General features: G+C 49.2%; 17 protein-coding genes. 10 read left to right on the top strand and 7 right to left on the bottom strand.

All coding sequences use genetic code 11. From position 1 onward, the window contains the following. Positions 1-17: 17 nt before the first annotated feature. From BMW65_RS15265 to BMW65_RS15230, 8 genes are all read left to right on the top strand, one after another. Complete coding sequence (locus tag BMW65_RS15265; RefSeq protein ID WP_143053898.1) at positions 18-1,085, top strand: sensor histidine kinase; 1,068 nt, start codon at positions 18-20, stop codon at positions 1,083-1,085. Beyond that, positions 1,082-1,843, top strand: a complete 762-nt coding sequence (locus BMW65_RS15260) for a LytR/AlgR family response regulator transcription factor (protein WP_090606650.1) — start codon at positions 1,082-1,084, stop codon at positions 1,841-1,843. The genes BMW65_RS15265 and BMW65_RS15260 overlap by 4 nt, the downstream gene beginning before the upstream one ends. 60 nt (positions 1,844-1,903) lie before the next feature. After that, a complete protein-coding gene (locus BMW65_RS15255; RefSeq protein WP_090606648.1) occupies positions 1,904-4,489 on the top strand; it encodes a phosphatidylglycerol lysyltransferase domain-containing protein in 2,586 nt (861 codons plus the stop codon). 7 nt (positions 4,490-4,496) lie between these two features. Then, entirely contained in the window at positions 4,497-5,228 is a 732-nt protein-coding gene (locus BMW65_RS15250; protein ID WP_090606647.1) for an AcvB/VirJ family lysyl-phosphatidylglycerol hydrolase, read from the top strand. A 163-nt stretch (positions 5,229-5,391) separates the two neighbouring features. Next, positions 5,392-6,486, top strand: coding sequence for a DUF4407 domain-containing protein (locus tag BMW65_RS15245; protein ID WP_090606902.1), 1,095 nt, complete (start codon positions 5,392-5,394; stop codon positions 6,484-6,486). Positions 6,487-6,579: 93 nt separating this feature from the next. After that, on the top strand, positions 6,580-7,992 hold the full coding sequence (locus BMW65_RS15240) for a sensor histidine kinase (RefSeq protein WP_090606645.1): 1,413 nt from the start codon (positions 6,580-6,582) through the stop codon (positions 7,990-7,992). 42 nt (positions 7,993-8,034) lie between these two features. Beyond that, positions 8,035-8,718 (top strand): LytR/AlgR family response regulator transcription factor, encoded by a 684-nt coding sequence (locus tag BMW65_RS15235; RefSeq protein WP_245747659.1) that lies wholly within the window; start codon positions 8,035-8,037, stop codon positions 8,716-8,718. A gap of 191 nt (positions 8,719-8,909) precedes the next feature. Then, a complete protein-coding gene (locus tag BMW65_RS15230) occupies positions 8,910-10,190 on the top strand; it encodes a TolC family protein (RefSeq protein WP_177181150.1) in 1,281 nt (426 codons plus the stop codon). On the opposite strand, the gene BMW65_RS15225 is transcribed toward BMW65_RS15230, so the two are convergent. The 7 genes from BMW65_RS15225 to porX form a co-directional block, all read right to left on the bottom strand. Next, positions 10,184-12,367, bottom strand: a complete 2,184-nt coding sequence (locus tag BMW65_RS15225; protein ID WP_090606642.1) for a S9 family peptidase — start codon at positions 12,365-12,367, stop codon at positions 10,184-10,186. The genes BMW65_RS15230 and BMW65_RS15225 overlap by 7 nt on opposite strands. Before the next feature lie 88 nt (positions 12,368-12,455). Beyond that, positions 12,456-13,517: an ABC transporter ATP-binding protein gene (locus tag BMW65_RS15220; RefSeq protein ID WP_090606640.1), complete on the bottom strand. Its 1,062-nt coding sequence runs from the start codon at positions 13,515-13,517 to the stop codon at positions 12,456-12,458. Between the two features lie 61 nt (positions 13,518-13,578). Continuing rightward, positions 13,579-14,487, bottom strand: coding sequence for an outer membrane beta-barrel protein (locus BMW65_RS15215; protein WP_143053897.1), 909 nt, complete (start codon positions 14,485-14,487; stop codon positions 13,579-13,581). Positions 14,488-14,519: 32 nt separating this feature from the next. Further along, entirely contained in the window at positions 14,520-15,335 is an 816-nt protein-coding gene (locus BMW65_RS15210) for a hypothetical protein (protein ID WP_090606637.1), read from the bottom strand. After that, positions 15,322-15,879, bottom strand: a complete 558-nt coding sequence (locus BMW65_RS15205; RefSeq protein ID WP_090606635.1) for an RNA polymerase sigma factor — start codon at positions 15,877-15,879, stop codon at positions 15,322-15,324. Before BMW65_RS15205 ends, BMW65_RS15210 begins: the two co-directional genes overlap by 14 nt. Positions 15,880-15,965: 86 nt before the next feature. After that, positions 15,966-16,385 (bottom strand): tRNA (adenosine(37)-N6)-threonylcarbamoyltransferase complex ATPase subunit type 1 TsaE, encoded by a 420-nt coding sequence (tsaE, locus tag BMW65_RS15200; RefSeq protein ID WP_090606634.1) that lies wholly within the window; start codon positions 16,383-16,385, stop codon positions 15,966-15,968. A gap of 23 nt (positions 16,386-16,408) precedes the next feature. Further along, complete coding sequence (porX, locus tag BMW65_RS15195; protein WP_090606632.1) at positions 16,409-17,962, bottom strand: T9SS response regulator signal transducer PorX; 1,554 nt, start codon at positions 17,960-17,962, stop codon at positions 16,409-16,411. Between the two features lie 143 nt (positions 17,963-18,105). On the opposite strand from porX, the gene BMW65_RS15190 reads away from it, so the two are divergent. Further along, a complete protein-coding gene (locus tag BMW65_RS15190; RefSeq protein WP_090606631.1) occupies positions 18,106-19,347 on the top strand; it encodes an HD domain-containing protein in 1,242 nt (413 codons plus the stop codon). Between the two features lie 54 nt (positions 19,348-19,401). Continuing rightward, positions 19,402-20,442 carry a UDP-3-O-(3-hydroxymyristoyl)glucosamine N-acyltransferase gene (gene lpxD, locus BMW65_RS15185; RefSeq protein ID WP_090606629.1) on the top strand — a complete coding sequence of 347 codons (1,041 nt, stop codon included), beginning with the start codon at positions 19,402-19,404 and terminating at the stop codon, positions 20,440-20,442. The last annotated feature ends 33 nt before the right edge of the window (positions 20,443-20,475 follow it).

Here is a 20,475-nt window from a genome sequence, read left to right as displayed (position 1 = left end):
ATGAACACCAACAGATTATGAAAACTGCAACAGACTTCACAAAAAGCCGTTATTACTGGCTGGGACTCAATCTGGCGTCCATCCTCTTGGGTATATTGATTTCATTCATCATATCCACCTGTGTCGCGCTGGTGCGCGGAAGCTGGCCCTCATCCAGAAGCATGCTCATCAGCTTGATGTTTGGCATTATCATTAGCCTCTGCATCGCCAACAGTATTCACATAATAGGTCTTTTCAGTAAACGGAAGGCCACTTACGGCTGGGGATTCTTGCTAGTCTACTACGGCGTGAGCTTAGCGGGCATGGTCGTGGGCGTGGAGCTCACCTACTTATTGGCCGCTTGGCTGTTTGACATCCCTTTCCGGTTTTTCCACTTGGCAGACCTGCAATTCAACGCGATTATCTGTTTGATAATCTGCACAATCATCTACATCTATTTCAGCATGAAGGAACGCCAAAAGGCGGTATTACAGCAAAAGGAAATGGACATCATGCGGATGGGCAAGCTCAAAACCGAGGCGGAACTGGCGGCGCTGCAATCCAAAATCAACCCGCATTTCCTGTATAACGCGCTCAATTCCATCGCCAGCCTCATTCCATCCAATCCGGCTAAAGCCGAAGAGATGACCGTGAAGCTGTCTAACCTATTCCGGCAGAGCATTAATCAGGAACAAGGACATTGGGGCACGGTGGCCAGCGAGTTGGATATCGTCAATACGTATATCGACATCGAGCGAGTGCGGTTCGGGGAACGTATCCGCTTTTCTGTGGCAGTGGAAGAAGGGTTAGAGGCCGTTCGCATGCCGCGATTCCTCATCCAGCCTTTGGTGGAGAATGCACTCAAACATGGGCTGAAGGATGTCACAGAAAATGGCCTGCTCGACGTGCAGCTCAAACGGCAGGGTGGACGACTGCTCATCGTCGTATCGGACAACGGGCAGCCCTTTCCCGATGAACTGAAAGCGGGCTATGGCCTGCAAAGCACTTATGACAAATTGCAACTGCTCTATGGTGAAGACTATCAGGTCAGCCTGCTTAATTCACCGCATAAACAATTGACCATCAGCATACCCCTTGAAGCATGACGACAACGTATAACGCCCTGATTATCGATGACGAGCCACTTGCCCGGCAACGGCTCCGCCAATTGCTGGTGCCTTATCCGGCCATCCACGTGGTAGGCGAGGCCAGCAATGGCGAGGAAGGCCTCGCACGGATTGAAGCGCTTAAGCCTGATTTGCTGTTTCTGGATATCGAAATGCCCGTGCTCAATGGGTTTGAGTTACTCGGGCAATTGAAGCGGCAGCCACGGGTGGTCTTTGTGACGGCTTATGACCAATATGCGCTGAAAGCCTTCGAAGAAAATTCCATTGACTACCTCTTGAAGCCCGTGGAAGCTGAGCGACTGAAGAAAACCATTCAGAAAATCACGCAGGCCGAAGCGGCCGCTACGGGACTTTTTGACCTACAGCGGTTGCTGGACGGATTGCAACCTGCAAAAAAACAGCCCTTGAGCCTCACCGTAAAGCTGGGTGATCGGATACTGCTCATCAAGACCGCCGATATCGTAGCAGCCGAGGCCGAAGACAAATACGTCATGCTTCACACGAAGGACGGCAAACGCCACCTCACCGACTACACGCTTGCTGATTTGGAAAACCTATTGTCCGGCAATTTCCTGCGTATACACCGCAGCATACTCATCAACACGGATTGCATCAGTGAAATCCGCAAAGGGTTCAACGGCTCGTATACGTTCGTGATGGAGGCGGTGGATAATCCGCGCTTCAAATCGAGCCGTTCCAATGGGCATGTCGTGAAGGTGCATTTGGGGTTGGCATAACCGGGCGAATTAACATTGCAGATACTTTGTCGGTGGCGAATAAATTAGTTTCTTTGGTCAATGAAACATGTTGTCTCGCACCTCAAAGCGCAGCACTATTATGTCAAGGAAATCCTGGGCTTTTTCTTCATCATCCTGGGCATTTATTTCCTACGGCAGCATGGCCAGGAATTTACGGAAGTAAAGACCGCCATTGTGCAGAGCTCCTATTCCTGGTTGGCACTTGGTTTGCTGCTGGTGGCTGCTTATATCGGCTTCCAAGCGCTGATGTACATGGCGAGTTTCAAGACTGTGGGCAAAAGCCTGAGCTTCCATCTCGCCTTAAGCCTCTTCCTGAAGCGCAACCTCATCAGCGTATTCCTGCCGGGCGGGGGCTTTACCTCGTTGATTTTCTTTACCAAGGAAATCGAAAAGACAGGGGTAAGCAAAACCAAAATTAACTTCGCTTCCTATATCTATGGGCTGGTAGGCATTGCATCCCTTATCTTGGTCGCGATCCCGGTCATCGTTTACCTCGCGCTCACCGACCACCATATCGATGGGGAATGGGAAGCCATCATGCTGCTCGTCCTGTTCGTTGGTCTGATCGCATGGCTCAGCGTATCGTTGTACCGCAAACAGTGGGCCTACCGGTTGCTGGTGCGTTACATGCCATCACTTGAGCACCTTATCGAAGAAATCCATTCCGGGGCATTCGCGCTGGGCTGGCTTTACCGTACGCTGGCATATTCCATGGCCATTGAGGCCATCGGCATACTGCATCTATACATCGCCATGCTGGCGCTCGGCCTCGTACCATCGCTCACTGCAGCCGTTGCCGGATACGTCATCGCTACATTGTTTTTATGCATATCACCTTTCATGCGGGGGTTGGGAGCCGTGGAGATTTCCATGGTATTGGTCCTTCGCCACTATGGCTTTGATGACGCACAAGCGCTATCGGCTGCGTTTCTTTACCGCTTTTTCGAATTTTGGTTGCCGTTGGTTATCGGGGTAATGAGCTTTATTTTCCAACGGGGCAATGTGTTCCTGCGGATTTTTCCGTCGGTGCTGCTCTTCCTGCTTGGCGTGGTTAATATCGCATCCGTGCTCACACCGGTGATGGCCCAACGCATGCGGTTGCTGCGCCAGTTTATCCCCGGCGATGCGATCCATTTCTCCACCTACATGGTGCTATTGATGGGGGTATTGCTCATCATCTGCTCTGCCTTCCTGCTGAAAGGCCTGCGCAATGCATGGTACATCGCCATGGGATTGAGTGTATTGTCATTCTTCGGCCACATGGCCAAGGCCATTGACTACGAAGAGGCCTTGCTCGCCCTATTTTCCATTATCACGCTTGCATTTACGTATAGGCAATATTACATTAAGCGGCACAGGGACATCCGTTATTTCAGTATAGGTACTGCTCTCCTGCTCCTCATTGCCGTGGCCATCTATGGCACGGTCGGCTTTTATTACCTTAAAACCCACCACTTCCTCGATGACTTTACGTGGGGCGAGTCGCTGGTCAACGCGTTGGCATGTTTGGTACTGCTGGATACCGACTACCTCCAGCCGCAGACGGAATTTGCCCGGTATTTTGTCTATTCGCTCAATCTGTTCGGTATATTCACCTTGTCGTTGCTTTTCTACGCTTTTATTCGCCCATATATTTGGAAAACCCGGCATGGCGAAGCGGAACTGGAGCGCGCCCGGATGTACATCAGCCGCTATGGTAATTCGGCCTGCGACCATTTCAAGATGGCCCGTGACAAATTGTTTTTCTTTGCCGAGGGCATTGACGGGGTGATCGCTTACCGGGTAGCCAATAACTACGCCGTGGTACTGCACGAACCGGTCTGCGCAACCGACGATGAACGCACCAAACTGATGGTAGCGTTTAATCGATTTTGCAAGGAGAATAGCTTACGTGCGTTTTACTATCGTATCGATGAGGAACGCCTGCCGTTTTATGACAGCATTGGTTGGAAAGCCATGCCCATCGGGCAGGAAGCCCTTGTTGGCATCGAAGAGTTCCGCCTGGAAGGCAAAGATCGGAAGTCGCTACGCAATGCGCTCAACAGCGTCGCAAAGAAAGGTTATGGCGTACAAATTTACCACGCTCCCATCAAAGACGGCCTGTTGCAAAAACTTAGGCATGTGTCTGACAGTTGGCTGGAATCCATGCAACGGGAAGAGCTGGTCTTTTCGCAAGGAATGTTTGATGAGGCCGAGCTGAAACAGCAGACGATCATCACCCTCGAAAATGCGGATGAAAAGGTAGTCGCATTCCTGAACGTCATTCCTGACTATGCCGCTGGTGAGCTGACCTATGACCTTATCCGGAAAACGGCCGATGCACCGGGTGGAAGCATGGATGCGCTAATTGTGGCATTGATCGAATATGGCCGATCAATCGGACAGGCCACGTTGAACATGGGGCTGGCTCCGTTTTCCGGCATTGATCGGCCTGCCGATCTGCCGCAGCGTACTGTCAAATTTGCCTATGAGAAGCTACAACTTTTCCGGCACTATAAAGGGCTACGGGAGTTCAAAGACAAATTCAATCCCGAGTGGAAATCCAAGTACCTGCTGTTTGATCACCATTATGATTTATTGCAGGCACCTTTGACGTTGGCTAAGGTGGTCAAACCAACGCAATAACATATACATGAACATATACATGATGAATAGCAGGTCACACCACACCCTCTTTTGTGCCTTATGCATATTCCTCTGCAATGCGGCAGGCGCGCGTCCGGATATGTTGTCCAAGGTACCTCCACAGGATCTGCCTGTCATGGAGGTAAAAGCGGCCAACGAATCGCTCCCACTTATCCTTTACCTGTCGGGCGATGGCGGATACAACACGTTCAGCCAACGCCTCGTTGCAGAAATAAGCAGTAAGGGCTACGGTGTACTCGTGCTGGATGCCCGGAACTATTTCTGGAAAGCAAAGACGCCGCAACAACTTGCAGCAGACATGGCATCGTTGCTCGCCGGTCGCCTCCAAAATCCGCGCTCCCAACAGGTTTTCGTTGTCGGCTATTCGTTTGGGGCAAGTGTGATCCCCTTCATGCTCAGCCGCCTCCCGAGCGAGTTGCTGGCGAAGGTGGGAATGGCCGTCTGCATTTCGCCCGGGCGCTTTGCCGACTTTGAAGTTACCTTAGCTACATTGCTCAACAATTCCAAGGGAAACGAGCACTATCCAGTGGTGGAGGAATGCCGCAAGCTGAAAACTTGCCCCTGTTATTTTTTATTCGGGAAAGACGAAGATGCCGGAGTTACCCGATCCTTCATCGAGGCAGGGATGCCGGTAGCCGTGCTGCCGGGAAGCCATGATTATCGGAATGATATTGGCGCGTTATCCAAGAAGCTGCTGGAGATTTTCCACGCTGGCTAATCGCTCAGTTATTACTGGCCACACTCGTTTTCGTCCCATATTTTATCGCTTTCATCCCAGTTTGTACGGCATCTATCCCACAGCTCCTATTTTTGCGGTCATGGCGGAAATGCCTGTAACAATTTGGCTTTCAATCCGTCTTATAAATGGATATCCAAACGTGATGGAGAAACTGACGCGATTTTTTTGGTGGTGCAGTGGCACACACCAAGCAACCTTAGCAAAATACCCTGCCGAACACAATAAATATGTGGGCATTGGTGCTACTATTTTTTTTACCGGACTGTTTGCCGCACTGTCCGGTGGATATGCGCTGTATTTTGTATTTAGTGGAGGCAGCTTTGCGCCATTGTACGCTATTTTATTCGGTCTACTGTGGGGTTTGGCCATCTTCAACATGGATCGCTATATCGTACTAAGTATCAACAAAAACGCATCGGGCCTCAAGCAATTGTTCCAGGCTACCCCCCGCATTCTGCTGGCCGTGCTCATCGGTATTGTCATCGCCCGCCCGTTGGAACTCAAGGTATTTGACAAGGAAATACGCGAACAGCTACGGGTGACGTATTTGGATAGGCAGCGGGCCAACATTGACACGCTCAACAAGGCGTTTGAAAGCAAATATGCCATTGAGCTTGGCAGGGTAACCGAGCTAAAAACAGAACGGGATTCCCTCGAAGCCGCGATCAAGTCCGATCGGGTCAAGCTCAAAATGGAAACGTTCGGCGAAAAGACCGTGGAGACATCCGGCATCGTTGGCTATGGACCCTACGCCAAACAACGCCAGGCCGAGCTTGATAAACAGGAGCAATACCTGGATACGCTCCGTAGCCGCATTCAACTGCAGGAAACCTTTATCCAGCAACGTAAACAATTCGAAGGGCTGCTTGATGAACGGCTACTTACAGGTGCCCAGTTGGACAGTGCTGTAAACGTGGCCGGGTTTGCTGATCGCAATGCCGCTTTGGGCGACCTGAAATATCATCCTGACGGCACCTTGAACGAGGCCAACTATTGGTCCATCACCTTTATTATGCTGCTCTTTATCTTCTTTGAATGCTTACCGGTGTTTGTAAAACTGATGAGCGTACGGGATGCTTACGATATCGCCCTGCGAGATCAGCAAACCGTGGATATTCATCGCTCGGGTAAAAACCGGGACGCCGAGATAGCCATTACCGATAGTTTATACGATACCCACGTGCAACAAGCAATTGAAAAGCGCAAGGCCCGGGTATGGGAGGACGAAACCCTGTAGACCGCTGGTTTCATCACTTATATAGTCTTTTTCATCCCATTTTATTGCCCTGCCATACTGGATTGGCGTTCTTTGCTGGAAAATTATTCAACAATGAAATTGAATCGTATTGAAATCATTTTGGCCACGGCTATTTATCTCTTCATCCTGATACTTATCAATAGTAACAACGCGGCCCATCAAACCATCCGGCAAGCGATAGCGCTATCAGCTTATATCAGCATCATTTATGGTGCATTCGTCACCTTTACCCAATGGATTTCGCCGGCCTTTTTCCAGAAACGGTATATGGAAGCAGGTATCTCGTTTACCTTTGCACTATTCTTCGCGACGTGGTTTGGGCTGTCCTTCTGTTTCTGGGTAAGGGAATACCATACCATTCGTATGCACACCTTTTGGGACTACCTCCCCCGCGGAGAAACGCTGGGAATCACGCTGTTGGTCATTTCCCTTATCCTGTCCTACGAGGGCATTAAGCGCCTCATCCGATATGGCCAGAACAAGCAGCAAACGCTCGCTACACGGATCGCACAGGAGAGCGTCGTGGTTTTAGGAGGTAGTATATTTATCTTTTTCCTGTTGCTGACGATTCACCGCGATTTGGCTGGACTGTGGTTTTCTGGTATACTTTATACATACGTCCTCTACGCACTGAACACCTATTGGCTGATTCCCACCTGTGAGAAACGCAGGTATCGTTTCGGCTTATACCTATTGCTGGCCCTGCCATTGTCCTTTGCGTTGTTTATTCCTTTCGGGGTTTTCTTCGTTGCTTTCACCTCATCCGATGAGCCGCTGTTCTTTCTGGAATGGTTCTGTATCATGTTGGTCGTGCTGCCACTTTCCTACTACCTATATCATCGTCAAAAAGCGCGCATAGCGCAATTGTTCAGCCTCAAAAGGGAACTTGGACAGACCTCAGCCGATCTCAGTTTCCTTCGCTCCCAAATTAACCCACATTTCCTGTTCAACATTCTTAACACGCTATACGGCATGGCGCTACAGGAAAAGGCAGAACGTACCGCTTCCGGCATCCAAAAGCTGGGCGATCTGATGCGCTTCATGTTGCATGAAAACAACCAGGACAAGATTTTACTCGCCCGCGAAGTGGAATATCTCCGCAACTATATCGATCTCCAATTGCTGCGTACCGCCACCTCACCGGGCATTATTGTAGAACATACCATTAACGATGCCTTGGAAAGCACCTACATTGCTCCCATGCTGCTCATCCCATTTGTTGAAAACGCCTTCAAACACGGCATCAGCCTACAGGAAAAATCGTGGATAAAAATCAGTCTCTATGAGGCTGAGGGCAACCTGTTTTTCGATGTACACAACAGCATCCACCGGAAATCGGACTCCGATCCGGAGCGAGGTCATTCGGGTATTGGACTGGAAAACGTGAAACAACGACTGGCCATGCTGTATCCCGGCAGGCATGAGCTGGTGATACGCGAGACCACGCAAGAATTTTTTGTGCATTTAACCCTCCAATTATCCTAATTAGGCTGTATATTTCCTCGAATTTATATTAAGGAACGGAACTTGATAACCGCCATCGCCATAGACGACGAACCCATAGCCCTTGAGGTTGTAAGCAGCCATGCCGCCAAGGTGCCTTTCTTGGAGTTACAGGCTACGTTTACCAATGCCTTTGAGGCAATGGACTACCTGCAGCAACATCCCGTTGATCTCCTCTTTCTGGACATCAAAATGCCCGACATTTCGGGCATTGAATTTTTTAGGAGCCTCAGCAAAAAACCGTTGGTGGTTTTCACCACAGCCTATTCCGAACATGCCGTAGCCGGTTTCGAGCTCGATGCAGTAGATTATCTGCTCAAACCATTTTCGCTGAGCCGATTTCTCAAGGCATGCAACAAGGCGCAGGAATGGCTGCAACTGCGGGGCACGAATGGCATCAAGCCGGAGTACCTCTTCGTGAAGACGGGATATGACCAGGTCAAGATAGCATTCACGGATATCGACTACCTGGAAGCTACCGGCAACTATGTCAATTTTGTACTGGGCGATCGCCATGTACTCAGCCGGATGACCATCACCGAGTGCGAAGAATTGCTGCCTACCCATCGTTTTATCCGTATACACCGCTCTTTTATCGCCGCCATTGACAAGGTACAGAAAATCGAACGACATCAATTGACCGTGGGAGACAGCATTCTGCCTATAGGTTCTTCCTATATAACCGCGATTAAACAACTTAAATCGTAATTCAAACTGTTCGTTTCCGAACACTCACTGCACGATATCGAACAAGGCCAACTAAAAAGGTCTTCGCCAATCTGTTTATAATCTTACAGTTATAATTTTGGCGCAAACTATGTGTATCCTATGCCAAAAAATAGCGCAACGAAATGTTTGAGAGAATACGTTATATAATTTGTTTGGGAATCACCCTTGGAATGGCTAATCAAGCTGCCACTGCACAGGATACGCTGACCCTGGAACGCTGCATCGAACTGGCACTTGAAAACAACCTGGAGGTCCAGCAAAGCGAGATCCGCACCGGGACTGAAGGTATATACCTGCGGCAGGCGAAGCACAACCTCCTTCCTTCGCTAAGTGCCAACCTTGGCCATAGCTATAGCCAAGGTCGGTTTATCAATCCCACGACCAACCAATATGTCGAGGAAAACTTCATGTCCGGCAATCAAAGCCTTAATAGTTCATTGCTCTTGTTTGATGGATTGCGGATGTTCAGAAATATTACCCAGCAGGCCCATGCATACCGTGCCGCGCAATTGGAAGAGCAATTGGCTAAAGAACAGACTGCCCTGGACGTCACGTCCGCCTACATCCAGGCACTTACCGCCCGGGATATTGTATTCCAAATCGAAAACCAGGTGGAAGTGACGCGGCAACAAGTCAATCGCAACACGTTGCTCCATCAAGAAGGGAATATTGCACCGGGCACCTATTACGACCTCAAAGGGCAATACGCCAGCGAACTCAACCAGTTGAACGACGCAAAAAACGAGCTCAACGGTTCCATGATTGCACTTTTTCGGCTATTGAATTTGCCTTACAATGAGGCTACTTCTTTGACGTCGCTTCAGGAATTGCCTTTGTCCACGGCACAGGCATCAGACGCCAATGCGCTGTACCAAACGGCTGCTGAGCGCCTGGGCATCATCAAGGCGGCAGACCAGCGCCAAAAACAAGCGGAATTTGGGCTGAAGGCCATGCGATCGGCTTATTTTCCCACGTTATCGTTAGGAGCGGGATTATCGAGTAACTATTCCAAGGATGGCAGGGGCAGTTATTACGATCAAATCCAGAACAACTTGGGCCGATCATTGAGTTTCTCGCTGTCAATACCTATTTTATCCCGGTTTCAAGTACGCAACAACGTGTCGTTGGCCAAGCTCAATTTGCTGGAGGCCGAAAACATCGCACAGACTCGCCGCAATGAACTACAACAGACCACCAATCAGGTGCTGTTCAACTTGGAAGCGGCCAAAGAACGGTACAAGAACTTAGTGGAGCAGGTACAGTATTATACCGAATCCTTCCGCGTGGCCGAAGTGCGCTTCAACGCCGGAGCCATCAATTCCGTGGATTTTCTCATTGCTAAAAACAAGATGGACAATGCCAATGCCAGCCTCGTTATCGCTCGCTACCAATGGCACCTCCGCCAGCGCATTGTGGATTATTACAACGGAGAGATGGCGCTGGATTATTGAAATGACCAGCGCTCCCTGCCGGTATCCGGGTTGTAGGGCAATTCCCCAGCATTCCAGTCGGGTGGGTCTACGCCCAACAGATGCTTGACGAAGAAATCACGCTTTTTCATCCGTCCGAAAGGCCCACCATCGCTATGGCCCATGCCGGGCACAGAGAGAAAATCGAACGTCTTACCCGCCTTTATCAGCGCATCGGCGACACGGTAAGAGGATTCCGGCGGTACATTGGTATCCGCTTCGCCCACAATCAACAGCAAATTGCCGCTCAGCTTACGTGCGTTGGCCACGGTGGCACTTGATTGGGCTTCGTAATGCGGGCCTACGGGGTAGCCCATCCACTGCTCATTCCACCATTGCTTATCTACGCGGTTGTCATAGCAGCCACAGGCAGCTACCCCCGCTTTATAGAACTGCGGCTGGAACATCAGGGCCGAAACGGTATTTTGCCCACCAGCAGATGTGCCGTATAGTCCCACCCGGGTAGTATCCACAAAAGGGCATTGCTCAGCCAACGCTTTGATCCACAACATACGATCTGGAAACCCCGCATCTGCAATGTTTTGCCAGCAAACATCATGGAATGCCTTGGAGCGGTTGGTTGTACCCATGCCGTCAATCATCACCACGATGAAACCAAGCTCGGCGAGGCTCTGCATTTCGCTGTAGGGCACAAAAGATTTAGGCACAAACGAATCGTGCGGCCCGGCATAGATATTCTCCAGCACCGGATATTTCCTGGCTGGATCATAATTAGACGGCTTGCTTACTATTCCCCAGATATCCGTGACGCCATCGCGCCCCTTGGCTACGAATACCTCCGGTGGCGTGACGCCGCTTTGCAGATAGGAATCACTAAGCATGGCTTCTTCCAACACCGCTATTTCCTTGCCGTCTCTACCTCTATACAGCTTAGTCACCGGAAGCTTGTTGACGGTTGAATAGGTATCGATATAGTACGACTTGCCGGGCGAAAATACCACACTGTGATTACCCTGATCCGGTGTCAACGCGGTGAGATCCTTCCCGTCAAAACCGATACGATAATAGTGGATATGGTAAGGATCTTCTCCCGCGATCACCCCGCCCGCAGTAAACCAAATCTGTTTTTTCTCAGCGTCTACATCAACAACGTCTCGCACTACCCATTCCCCTGTCGTGATGGGTTTTTCCGTGCCACTGACCAAATCAACCAAGTAGAGGTGCCGCCAGCCATCTTTCTCGGATGATCGGATGAGTAGGTTGCTACCTGTCGGATAATGGGTATACTGGCGGTCATGGTAAATAAATGTCTTCGTTTGTTCGTCGACGACGTTACGCGTAGCCCCCGTCTGCGCATCCACTTCAATCACCCGAAACCGCTGATGGCCCCGGTCAAACTTTTCGTACGTGAAGTATCGGGCATCTCCATCCCGCCACCGCAGTTGCGGCGCCGCATTGGGAAAATCGATAGTTTCTGCATCCACGTTGATGGCCGCCCGCTTATCAAGCGGGAAGAGAAACAGTTCATAAGTCGTAAAAGGATCGCCCGGTTGTTTATAAGGTCGGGACACCAACTGACCACGTGTGGTTTCGGGGACGGCCGACAACACATAATGCACCAACGAATCCTGTACGGGATGGATAAAGTATCCAGCAAGGTACTTGCTATCCGGGCTCCAAGCCATCGCGCCATAGGGGGTTTCTTTGGTGCCATCTGAAGTAAACTGAATGACCTCGCCATTGCTCCGTTGCTTGGCAAAAAGATTGCCCTCTTCGATATATGCTTCCCATTGCTTATCGGGAGAGATACGTTCGCCACGGAAATCTACGATACCGCCGCGCGCACGCGAGCTGAGTTGCCGCGATTGTTCTTGCTGCGCAGCAGCCGCAATCTCCTCCCCATTGGCAAGCGGACGTTTCCTCCCTGTCTTCACGTCCACCAGTAGGTATTCACTCGTCCCATCCGGCAACATATGCGCATACCAAAAAGACTGTTCATCGTCATTCCAATGCGGCACCACTTGATCCCCGAACACTGCGTTTTTGGTCAGGCTATCCATTTTCGCCGCGTGTTTATAACGGGCTATGATTTCATCGTGTGTGGGTTTGAAAGGTGCAGGCGTTTGCGCCATCAAGGTGGCGGCATTGAGTAAGATTGTTGCCCATAGGGCATATCCTATCCGTATTGACTTATGCATGTTTTCAAAAAGGTTGTAAGTTCCAAATATAGCGAATCAAACGACAGCCATTAAGCCATATTTTAACCCACACTTAGCAGGTATTACCCTATTGTACTTCGATTTCGTGGAAACGAATGACACGCACACCAACCTGCATACCTTGCCGTAGGTCTATTGCCGAGCTCACGATGACCTGCAATCCTATGCTGGCATGCTGGATAGCAACCACTTGGTAAAATCCTTTGAATTGGATATCCACGATGTGGAAATCTCCAGATGGGCTTTCCCTTAACGACAGCCATTCCGGGTGAATGATGATTGTCGAAGCAGCGGTCTTAATACCCAGTGCCGAGGCTGCTGCTTGGTTGAGGATATTGCTCTTGGCCAGCAACCGTGCCGTATAACTATCCGGTGGCTGCCTATACAGCAGCGCTGGCGCATTTGCAGCTACCAAATGGCCCGCTCTCAACACGATCAGCTGATCCGCCATAGCGAGCACCTCTGCCGGATCGTGTGATACCAGCACCACAGTGAGGCCGGTTTCTTCAACGATATGAAGGATATCCTGTTGTAGGGTTTCCCGGAATGATGCGTCTACCTGGTTAAAGGGCTCGTCCATTAGGAGCACTTCCGGTTCCTTGACCAATGCCCGCGCGATAGCCACGCGCTGTTTCTCCCCGCCACTTAGGTCTGCAATGCGTTGCTTGGTCAAGTGCGCAATGCGCAAGCGATGCAAGATGGCATTCGTCTTGTTGAATTTGGCCTCCAAGTCCGTGTTGGGTAGTTGCGAGGCCACATTATCCCACACGTTGGCGTAGGTATTGAGATCATCAAAACCCTGGGATACCATACGCATGGCGTCATGACCGGGAATGAGTTTCTCTCTCGGGTTTGGTACCCGCCATCCCCGATAACGCACTTCACCGCCGTCAGGTTCCAGCAATCCATAGATAAGCCGGAGCATGGTACTTTTGCCGCTTCCACTTTCACCGATGATGGCCGTCACTTCCCCCTCGTTGATGTCGAAAGACAAGCTGCTGACTGCCACAACCGGTTCTTTGCCCTGAAAAGAACGGCTCAGGTTTTCGCCATGGATAAGCGGCAGGCCCACATGCTGTACATCATTAGGTACCGAGCAGGAGGGGGGATTTATTGAGATTGATGCCATAAAAAAAGCTGTTCCGAAAACATCGGAACAGCACAAAACTACAAAATATATCGATAACGACTTAAATTCCAAACATCAGTCCAAACGTGAAGTTCCGCAGGCCGGCTTGATTAGGGCTATTTTCAAAGATGTCATTGAAATAATACTTGGCATAGATCCCGAAGTCGCCTACCCCGAACCGAGCAAATGCGCCGTAGCGAAATTGGGTAAAATTGTAGTCGTCCTTAAACTTCTGTTTACCCAGCTCACTGCTTTTAAACACCTGTGTACCCTTGAGCAAAAATCCCCCTTCCGGCCCAAATGCAAACTTCAGGCGTCCGATACCGCTATAGCGCTTCGTACGGAATTCGAACGAGAGTGGTAGGCGGAGGTAGGTGGATGTGAGCCTATTTTTCGAAAAACTTACATCCGTATGTTCCCAGGTCAGGGGCGTGGTATTCTCCATGAAGTCAATATCTTCCCTTAGCCGGATGTATGTCCAATCAAAGCCACCCGACAGAAACAAGCGGAAATTATCATTGAAGCGGTAGCCAGCCTGCAAAACGTCAAAGCCAAAATTGACGGTTTTTCCGGGGCGATACCTGAAATCACGGTTATCATCTGACAAGGTGAAGCTCCCATTGTCCACCAGCTTGACCAATCCGAGGTCTATCCGTGAGAAGGTAATTCCATAGATTGGATACGCTTTTCTGGGATGATCGTTTTCCACACTGATCTGTTTTTTTTCATGCTTATCCCCGGACTCATATTCATAGCTCTTGTCCGTCTTTTCAATGGTGATCATCCCTTCATCTTTCCCCGGTATAATGATGCGCACCTTGCGCTTTTCCCCCGTATCGACATCTTCCATAATCACGGTATCGATAGGTGTTCTGACGGCATTCCGAAGGCTATCCACTCGTTTTTTCTCCTGTGCAGCAACCGACAGTATGGCGGTGCAAAACAACATTGTAAGGCTTATGTATTTCATATTTATGTTTGTTAGGATTTGATTTTTTTACGTTATCTTATTTTTTTCTTCCGGTTTTTGGCCAGGCCAAAATTGAAGTCTAATTTCAGCGAACCCTCGCCATCGTTGGAAAAGGTCACGAGTTTCTCCTCGCGTTGATCCACGGTGCCTACCACGTAGTTGAGGATATTGCTGATACCAAAGTGTTGTTTCCCTTCTTCCGCTGATGCAAGCATGGTTTCCTCCTCTTCTTCCAAAACGACCAACGGCTGAATGTCCGGCACGCTGGCAAGTACTTCCTCCACGGCCTCCGGTTGCTCCACGGGAAGCGTTACTGCCGCAACCCGCTTCGCTTCTAATGTAGGTGTTTCGGGAGGGGCTACTTTATGGGTAGCCAGCCGTTGGTCTCCACGGTTTTGCACGGGCTGTCCGCTATTTTGCGTCATGGTATCCAGCGGCCGCACGGCGATATTCCTATCTGATCTTTTATCTTTTCTCGCAAACACCCGTTTTAGCCGCGCAATATCCAGTCGTTCAATGGGCGGTTCGGCAGCTGATTCTTCCACCACCGTCGGTGCCGCTGGCTTGGCAACAGCAGCATCCGCCAAAGGACGTTGCAGGTAGGTCACAGACACCGGCCTATTGAACCAATATACCACGCTACACACCGCCAATAAGGCAGCAGCCACACTTATCCACCAAGTAGGCGATCGCCGTTTTTTTGTAGCCATAGCCACCACGCGACCATGCTCCTGTGCATCCAGTTGTGCCGCTATCTTATCCCAAAGATCAGCAGCGGCTTCGGGCTTGAAGTCGCTGAACTTCTCCCGCAACTGCCGATCAAATTCGTTCTTTTTACCTGGATTCATATCTTCCTCCTTCCAATTTTATGATTCTTTCCTTAAGCCAAGCCCTTGCCCTGGACAATTGCGACTTGGATGCTCCTTCACTGATGTGAAGCGCCGCTGCAATTTCTTTATGCGAATACCCTTCTAAAGCGTACATGTTAAACACGATGCGGTAGCCGTCGGGAAGTGCTTGGATAATCCGCAATAAATCTTCACACTCCAGCATGTCCATCGAAAACGTGTGCTGTACATCATCGTGCACATCGTCGATCTCAACCGGATGGCCGCTACGCATATTCCTGCGGTACGTTTCCACGGCGGTGTTTACGATAATACGCCGTATCCACCCCTCAAACGGTCCTTCTCCACGATAGCTTTCGATACTGCCAAAGACCTTCATAAATCCCGTTTGCAGCATATCTTCCGCCTCGAATGTACTTCTTGCATAGCGCATACACACACCCAGCATTTTTGATGCTACCGCTTGGTATAGCTTCTGCTGCGCTTGGCGGCTACCCGCTTTACAGCCCTCATACAAACTATCTATTGTAACCGTTTGCTCCAATTTGCGTGTGTTTATCGTAAGGATGACAAGATGGGTAAAAAGGTTGCATTGGTGGGATGATTTTTTTTGCGGAATGGCGCAATCGCCTATTGCCGCGGCTGGACGGTGATGTGCCGACTGTCATTGCCCGTGACGGCGATGGTCACTTCGATGGCATCATCGGGCAACAACCCGGCTATCTTTTCCGGCCATTCCACAAAGCAATAGCTGCCCGAATAGAAATAATCTTCATAGCCCAGATCAAAAGCCTCCTGCTCGGCCTTAATACGGTAAAAATCGAAATGGTAAATAGGCTCCTCGGTCGTGTTATATTCGTTTACAATGGCGAATGTAGGACTGGACGTCTGGTCCGTGACGCCCAATTGATCACAGATGGCTTTAATGAGCGTAGTCTTGCCTGCACCCATTTCGCCATAAAAAAGAAAAACACGGTGCCCACCCCCTGCTGCTACGACCTGCGCAGCTGCGTTGGGCAAATCCGCCAAGTTTGCGACCTCAACGACCATGCATGCAAAAATACGCTTTTTTACTACTTAGTCGTGTACGTTGCAAACGGAATGATTATTTCTTCCAAAGAAATGCCGCCGTGTTGGAAGGTTTCATTAAAATAGTTGACAAAATGGTTGTAGTTGTTCGGATAGACAAAATACGTATCCTCCTTCGCAAAAATGAAACTCGAACTCACATGGAGTTTCGGTAGCATCGCGTCGTGTGGATTCTTGATATGGAATACATCCTTAGCAATGAAATTGAGGTTTTTACCTTGTTTGTACCGCAAATTGGTGTTCGTATTCCGGTCGCCGATTACCTTGCTGGCGTGTTTCACGCGGATAGTCCCATGGTCAGTCGTAATGATGACGCGCACCGCTTTTTGCGAAAGCCACTTCAGCGTATCCAAAAGCGGTGAATGCTCAAACCACGATAACGTGAGCGAACGGTAAGCTGCCTCATCGTTGGCCAATTCACGGATCATGGCCATATCCGTACGCGCATGGGAGAGCATATCTACGAAGTTATACACCAGCACATTCAGATCATTGCCCATCAAATTGCTCAGGTTTTCAGCCACATCGCGCCCCTGTTCGAGGGTAAGTACCTTGGTATACGAATGCTTGCATTCCTTCCGATACAGCCGCTTGATCTGGTCGGCGAGAAACTTGTCTTCATGTAGGTTTTTGCCGCCCTCATCTTCATCATTCTGCCACAGGCCCGGGTGTTGCCTTTCCATCTCCAAGGGCATCAACCCACTGAATATGGCATTACGTGCATATTGCGTAGCGGTGGGGAGTATGCTGTAATAACTATCCTCTTCTTCCAGCCGGAAATAGTTGGTGATGACTTCGTTGACCACCCGCCATTGATCGTACCGTAAATTATCGATAAGGAAAAAGAAGGTGGGCCTATTGTCTTGCAACGTTGGAAAAACCTTTTTGCGAAACAATTGGTGTGACATGATGGGACCTCTTTCAGGCTCCTTCACCCAACGGAGGTAATTTTTTTCCATAAACTTGGAAAACTGCATGTTGGCTTCCGCCTTTTGCAAAGTAAGCACCTCGTGCATACCCGCATCTTCCAGCTTTTCAAGTGATAGTTCCCAATAAATTAACTTCTTATAGACTTCTGTCCATTGCTCATAATCCAAATTGTCATTGAGGATCATGCCCAGGGTTCTGAAATCCTGCTGGTAAGCCATGGACGTCTTTTCGCTGATCAATCGTTTGTTTTCGGTCAGCTTCTTAATGGTAAGCAGGATCTGCTTCGGATTGACGGGCTTAATGAGGTAATCATCGATTTTGGAGCCGATGGCATCTTCCATCAAGTGTTCTTCCTCGTTCTTCGTCACCAATACCATGGGTATTGCTGGGTTGATGTTCTTCAATTCGAAAAGGGTCTCTAATCCGGTAAGCCCCGGCATATTTTCATCCAAAAACACCAAATCATAGAACCCTTTTTTAAAGGCGTCTACCGCATCGTTGCCATTCGTTACCGTTTTCACACCGTATCCCTTCTCATTCAACAGCATGATGTGGGGCTTCAACAAATCAATCTCATCATCTGCCCATAGGATATTTGTCTCTTGCATTCCGTATTTCCTCAACTATAAAAGATGGATTGTATTATCCTTTAAATAATCGCGAACATAACGAAAAGTTTGCCCTAACCTGACTTTTTTAACAAAAATTAACAGGCACGTAACGTATCTTTGCCCCGTAAATCCTACGGAGAGTGAATAAAAAGAAGATAATCAACGATCCCGTTTATGGATTCATTTCCATCCCATCTGGTTTCATATTTGACCTGATACAGCATCCCTATTTTCAGCGCCTGCGCTATATCAAGCAGGTGAGCATGACCCACCTGGTCTACCCCGGAGCATTGCACACTCGTTTCCAGCATGCGCTGGGAGCGATGCACCTGATGGCTTTGGCCATTGAAACACTTCGCGGAAAAGGTATCGCCATCACCGTCGAGGAGGAGGAAGCCGTCCTGGCCGCGATTCTACTGCATGACATTGGCCATGGTCCGTTTTCCCATTCGCTGGAACACACCTTGGTCGAGGGCGTTTCACACGAACTGCTTTCGGCGCTCATGATGGATGAGCTCAATACAACCTTCAATGGACAGCTTGATAAGGCTATCGCAATTTTTAACAACCGCTACCCAAAAAAATTCCTCCACCAGTTGGTTTCTGGGCAGCTTGACATTGACCGGATGGACTACCTCAGCCGCGACAGCTTTTTTACCGGAGTAGCCGAAGGGGTCATCAGCTTCGATCGCATCATCAAAATGCTGCATGTCGTTGACAACGAGCTGGTCATTGAGCAGAAGGGGATTTACTCGGTAGAGAAGTTTCTTATCGCGCGCCGTTTGATGTACTGGCAAGTTTATCTTCACAAAACCGTCCTCGGTGCCGAACAAATGTTGCTCAAGATCCTCCAACGCGCGAAAGAACTCTATGAGCAGGGCATTTTACTCTTTGCCTCCCCATCGTTGGAACATTTTTTGCGCAACAAGATTACCCGGGAAAATTTTACGGAAAATGTGACACATTTGGTTCATTTTTCTCGTCTCGATGACACAGACATCTGGTCTGCGATAAAGACTTGGGCGTATCATGACGACCACATCTTGCGCATGCTGTGTTCACGGCTCATCGCCCGGTCATTATACCGTACCGAATTATACAGCACTGCCCCGCAGGATCACGTCATCGTCGATCTCGAAGAACGGGCTGTAAAATATTTCGGGATAACTGCTGCAGATACGGCCTATTATGTATGGGTACAATCCATTGAGAATAGCGCCTACGAACAGAACAATAGTACAATCAAAATTTTAATGAAAGACGGAAGTATACAAGATATTGCAGAAGCATCAGATTTGTCCAATTTGGGCACCTTATCAAAAAAAGTTCAAAAATTTGCTGTTTCATTTCCAAAGGAATTGCTTACTATCCACCATCAATAAGCTGATAACCAGTAAAAATTTGAATATATATCGTTTAAACTTATACATTTGCAGATGCAATTTTCCGCACATCAAATAGCTACGCTCGTAAATGGTTCCCTTGAAGGAAATCCCGATGTGATGGTAGAGCAACTGGCCAAAATCGAGGAAGCATCCACGGGTAGCCTGTCTTTTTTGTCCAATCCGAAATACGAACAATACCTCTATACAACGCGGGCATCGGTGATTATCATCAATGAAGACCTGAAACTGGATAAACCCATAGCGAGTACCCTTATCCGGGTGAAAAATGCCTATACTGCATTTTCATTATTGTTGGAACTGTACAATAAGATGCGCTTGGACAAAACAGGTATTGAAGAACCCGTATTTATCCATCCCAGTGCCAAAATCGGGAAAAACGTCTACATCGGTGCTTTTGCGTATATCGATAAGGATGTAGTCATCGGCGATCATGCCAAGATATATCCACACGTGTACATCGGCGACAATGTCAAAATTGGCGACAATACGACATTATTTGCTGGAGTATCCGTTTACTTCGACTGCGTCATTGGTTCACGCGTCATTATCCATTCGGGCACGGTAGTGGGCAGCGATGGCTTTGGCTTTGCCCCCCAGGAAGACGGCACCTACAATAAAATTAGCCAAATTGGCAATGTGGTCATTGAAGATGACGTAGAGATTGGCGCCAATACCGTCATCGATCGGGCTACGATGGGTTCTACCATTATCCGCAAGGGTGTCAAGCTGGACAACCTGATTCAGATAGCGCATAATGTGGAGATTGGGAAAAATACGGTTATTGCCGCTCAATCAGGCATCTCCGGGAGCACCAAGGTTGGCGAAAAAGCAGTCATTGGCGGACAGGTCGGCATCGTTGGCCATATCAACATCGCCAGTGGCAGCCAAATACAGGCTCAATCCGGCGTAAACCGTACCATTGCCGAGGAGGGCAAAAAGTGGTCTGGTAGCCCCGCTGCTCCTTATAATGCCCAGATGCGTTCCCAGGTAGTCTATTCCCGCCTACCGGAATTGGAACGCCGGCTTGAAGAATTGGAGCAGCTATTATTAACAAAAGAACTATCGAAATAAAACAAGTGCTTAAGATTCCTTTTGACAGGATAA

This window comes from Parapedobacter koreensis, assembly GCF_900109365.1.
Lineage (GTDB): Bacteria > Bacteroidota > Bacteroidia > Sphingobacteriales > Sphingobacteriaceae > Parapedobacter > Parapedobacter koreensis.
This window is presented reverse-complemented; position numbering and strand designations above follow the sequence as displayed.

Bases quoted from the DNA above. Each gene is read 5' to 3' on its own strand.
- BMW65_RS15225 (WP_090606642.1), bottom strand. From the start codon at position 12,367: ATGCATAAGTCAATACGGATAGGATATGCCCTATGGGCAACAATCTTA.
- porX (WP_090606632.1), bottom strand. From the start codon at position 17,962: ATGCAAGAGACAAATATCCTATGGGCAGATGATGAGATTGATTTGTTG.
- BMW65_RS15260 (WP_090606650.1), top strand. From the start codon at position 1,082: ATGACGACAACGTATAACGCCCTGATTATCGATGACGAGCCACTTGCC.
- lpxD (WP_090606629.1), top strand. From the start codon at position 19,402: ATGCAATTTTCCGCACATCAAATAGCTACGCTCGTAAATGGTTCCCTT.
- BMW65_RS15230 (WP_177181150.1), top strand. From the start codon at position 8,910: ATGGCTAATCAAGCTGCCACTGCACAGGATACGCTGACCCTGGAACGC.
- BMW65_RS15240 (WP_090606645.1), top strand. From the start codon at position 6,580: ATGAAATTGAATCGTATTGAAATCATTTTGGCCACGGCTATTTATCTC.
- BMW65_RS15210 (WP_090606637.1), bottom strand. From the start codon at position 15,335: ATGAATCCAGGTAAAAAGAACGAATTTGATCGGCAGTTGCGGGAGAAG.
- BMW65_RS15255 (WP_090606648.1), top strand. From the start codon at position 1,904: ATGAAACATGTTGTCTCGCACCTCAAAGCGCAGCACTATTATGTCAAG.
- tsaE (WP_090606634.1), bottom strand. From the start codon at position 16,385: ATGGTCGTTGAGGTCGCAAACTTGGCGGATTTGCCCAACGCAGCTGCG.
- BMW65_RS15220 (WP_090606640.1), bottom strand. From the start codon at position 13,517: ATGGCATCAATCTCAATAAATCCCCCCTCCTGCTCGGTACCTAATGAT.
- BMW65_RS15250 (WP_090606647.1), top strand. From the start codon at position 4,497: ATGAACATATACATGATGAATAGCAGGTCACACCACACCCTCTTTTGT.
- BMW65_RS15245 (WP_090606902.1), top strand. From the start codon at position 5,392: ATGGAGAAACTGACGCGATTTTTTTGGTGGTGCAGTGGCACACACCAA.
- BMW65_RS15265 (WP_143053898.1), top strand. From the start codon at position 18: ATGAAAACTGCAACAGACTTCACAAAAAGCCGTTATTACTGGCTGGGA.
- BMW65_RS15215 (WP_143053897.1), bottom strand. From the start codon at position 14,487: ATGAAATACATAAGCCTTACAATGTTGTTTTGCACCGCCATACTGTCG.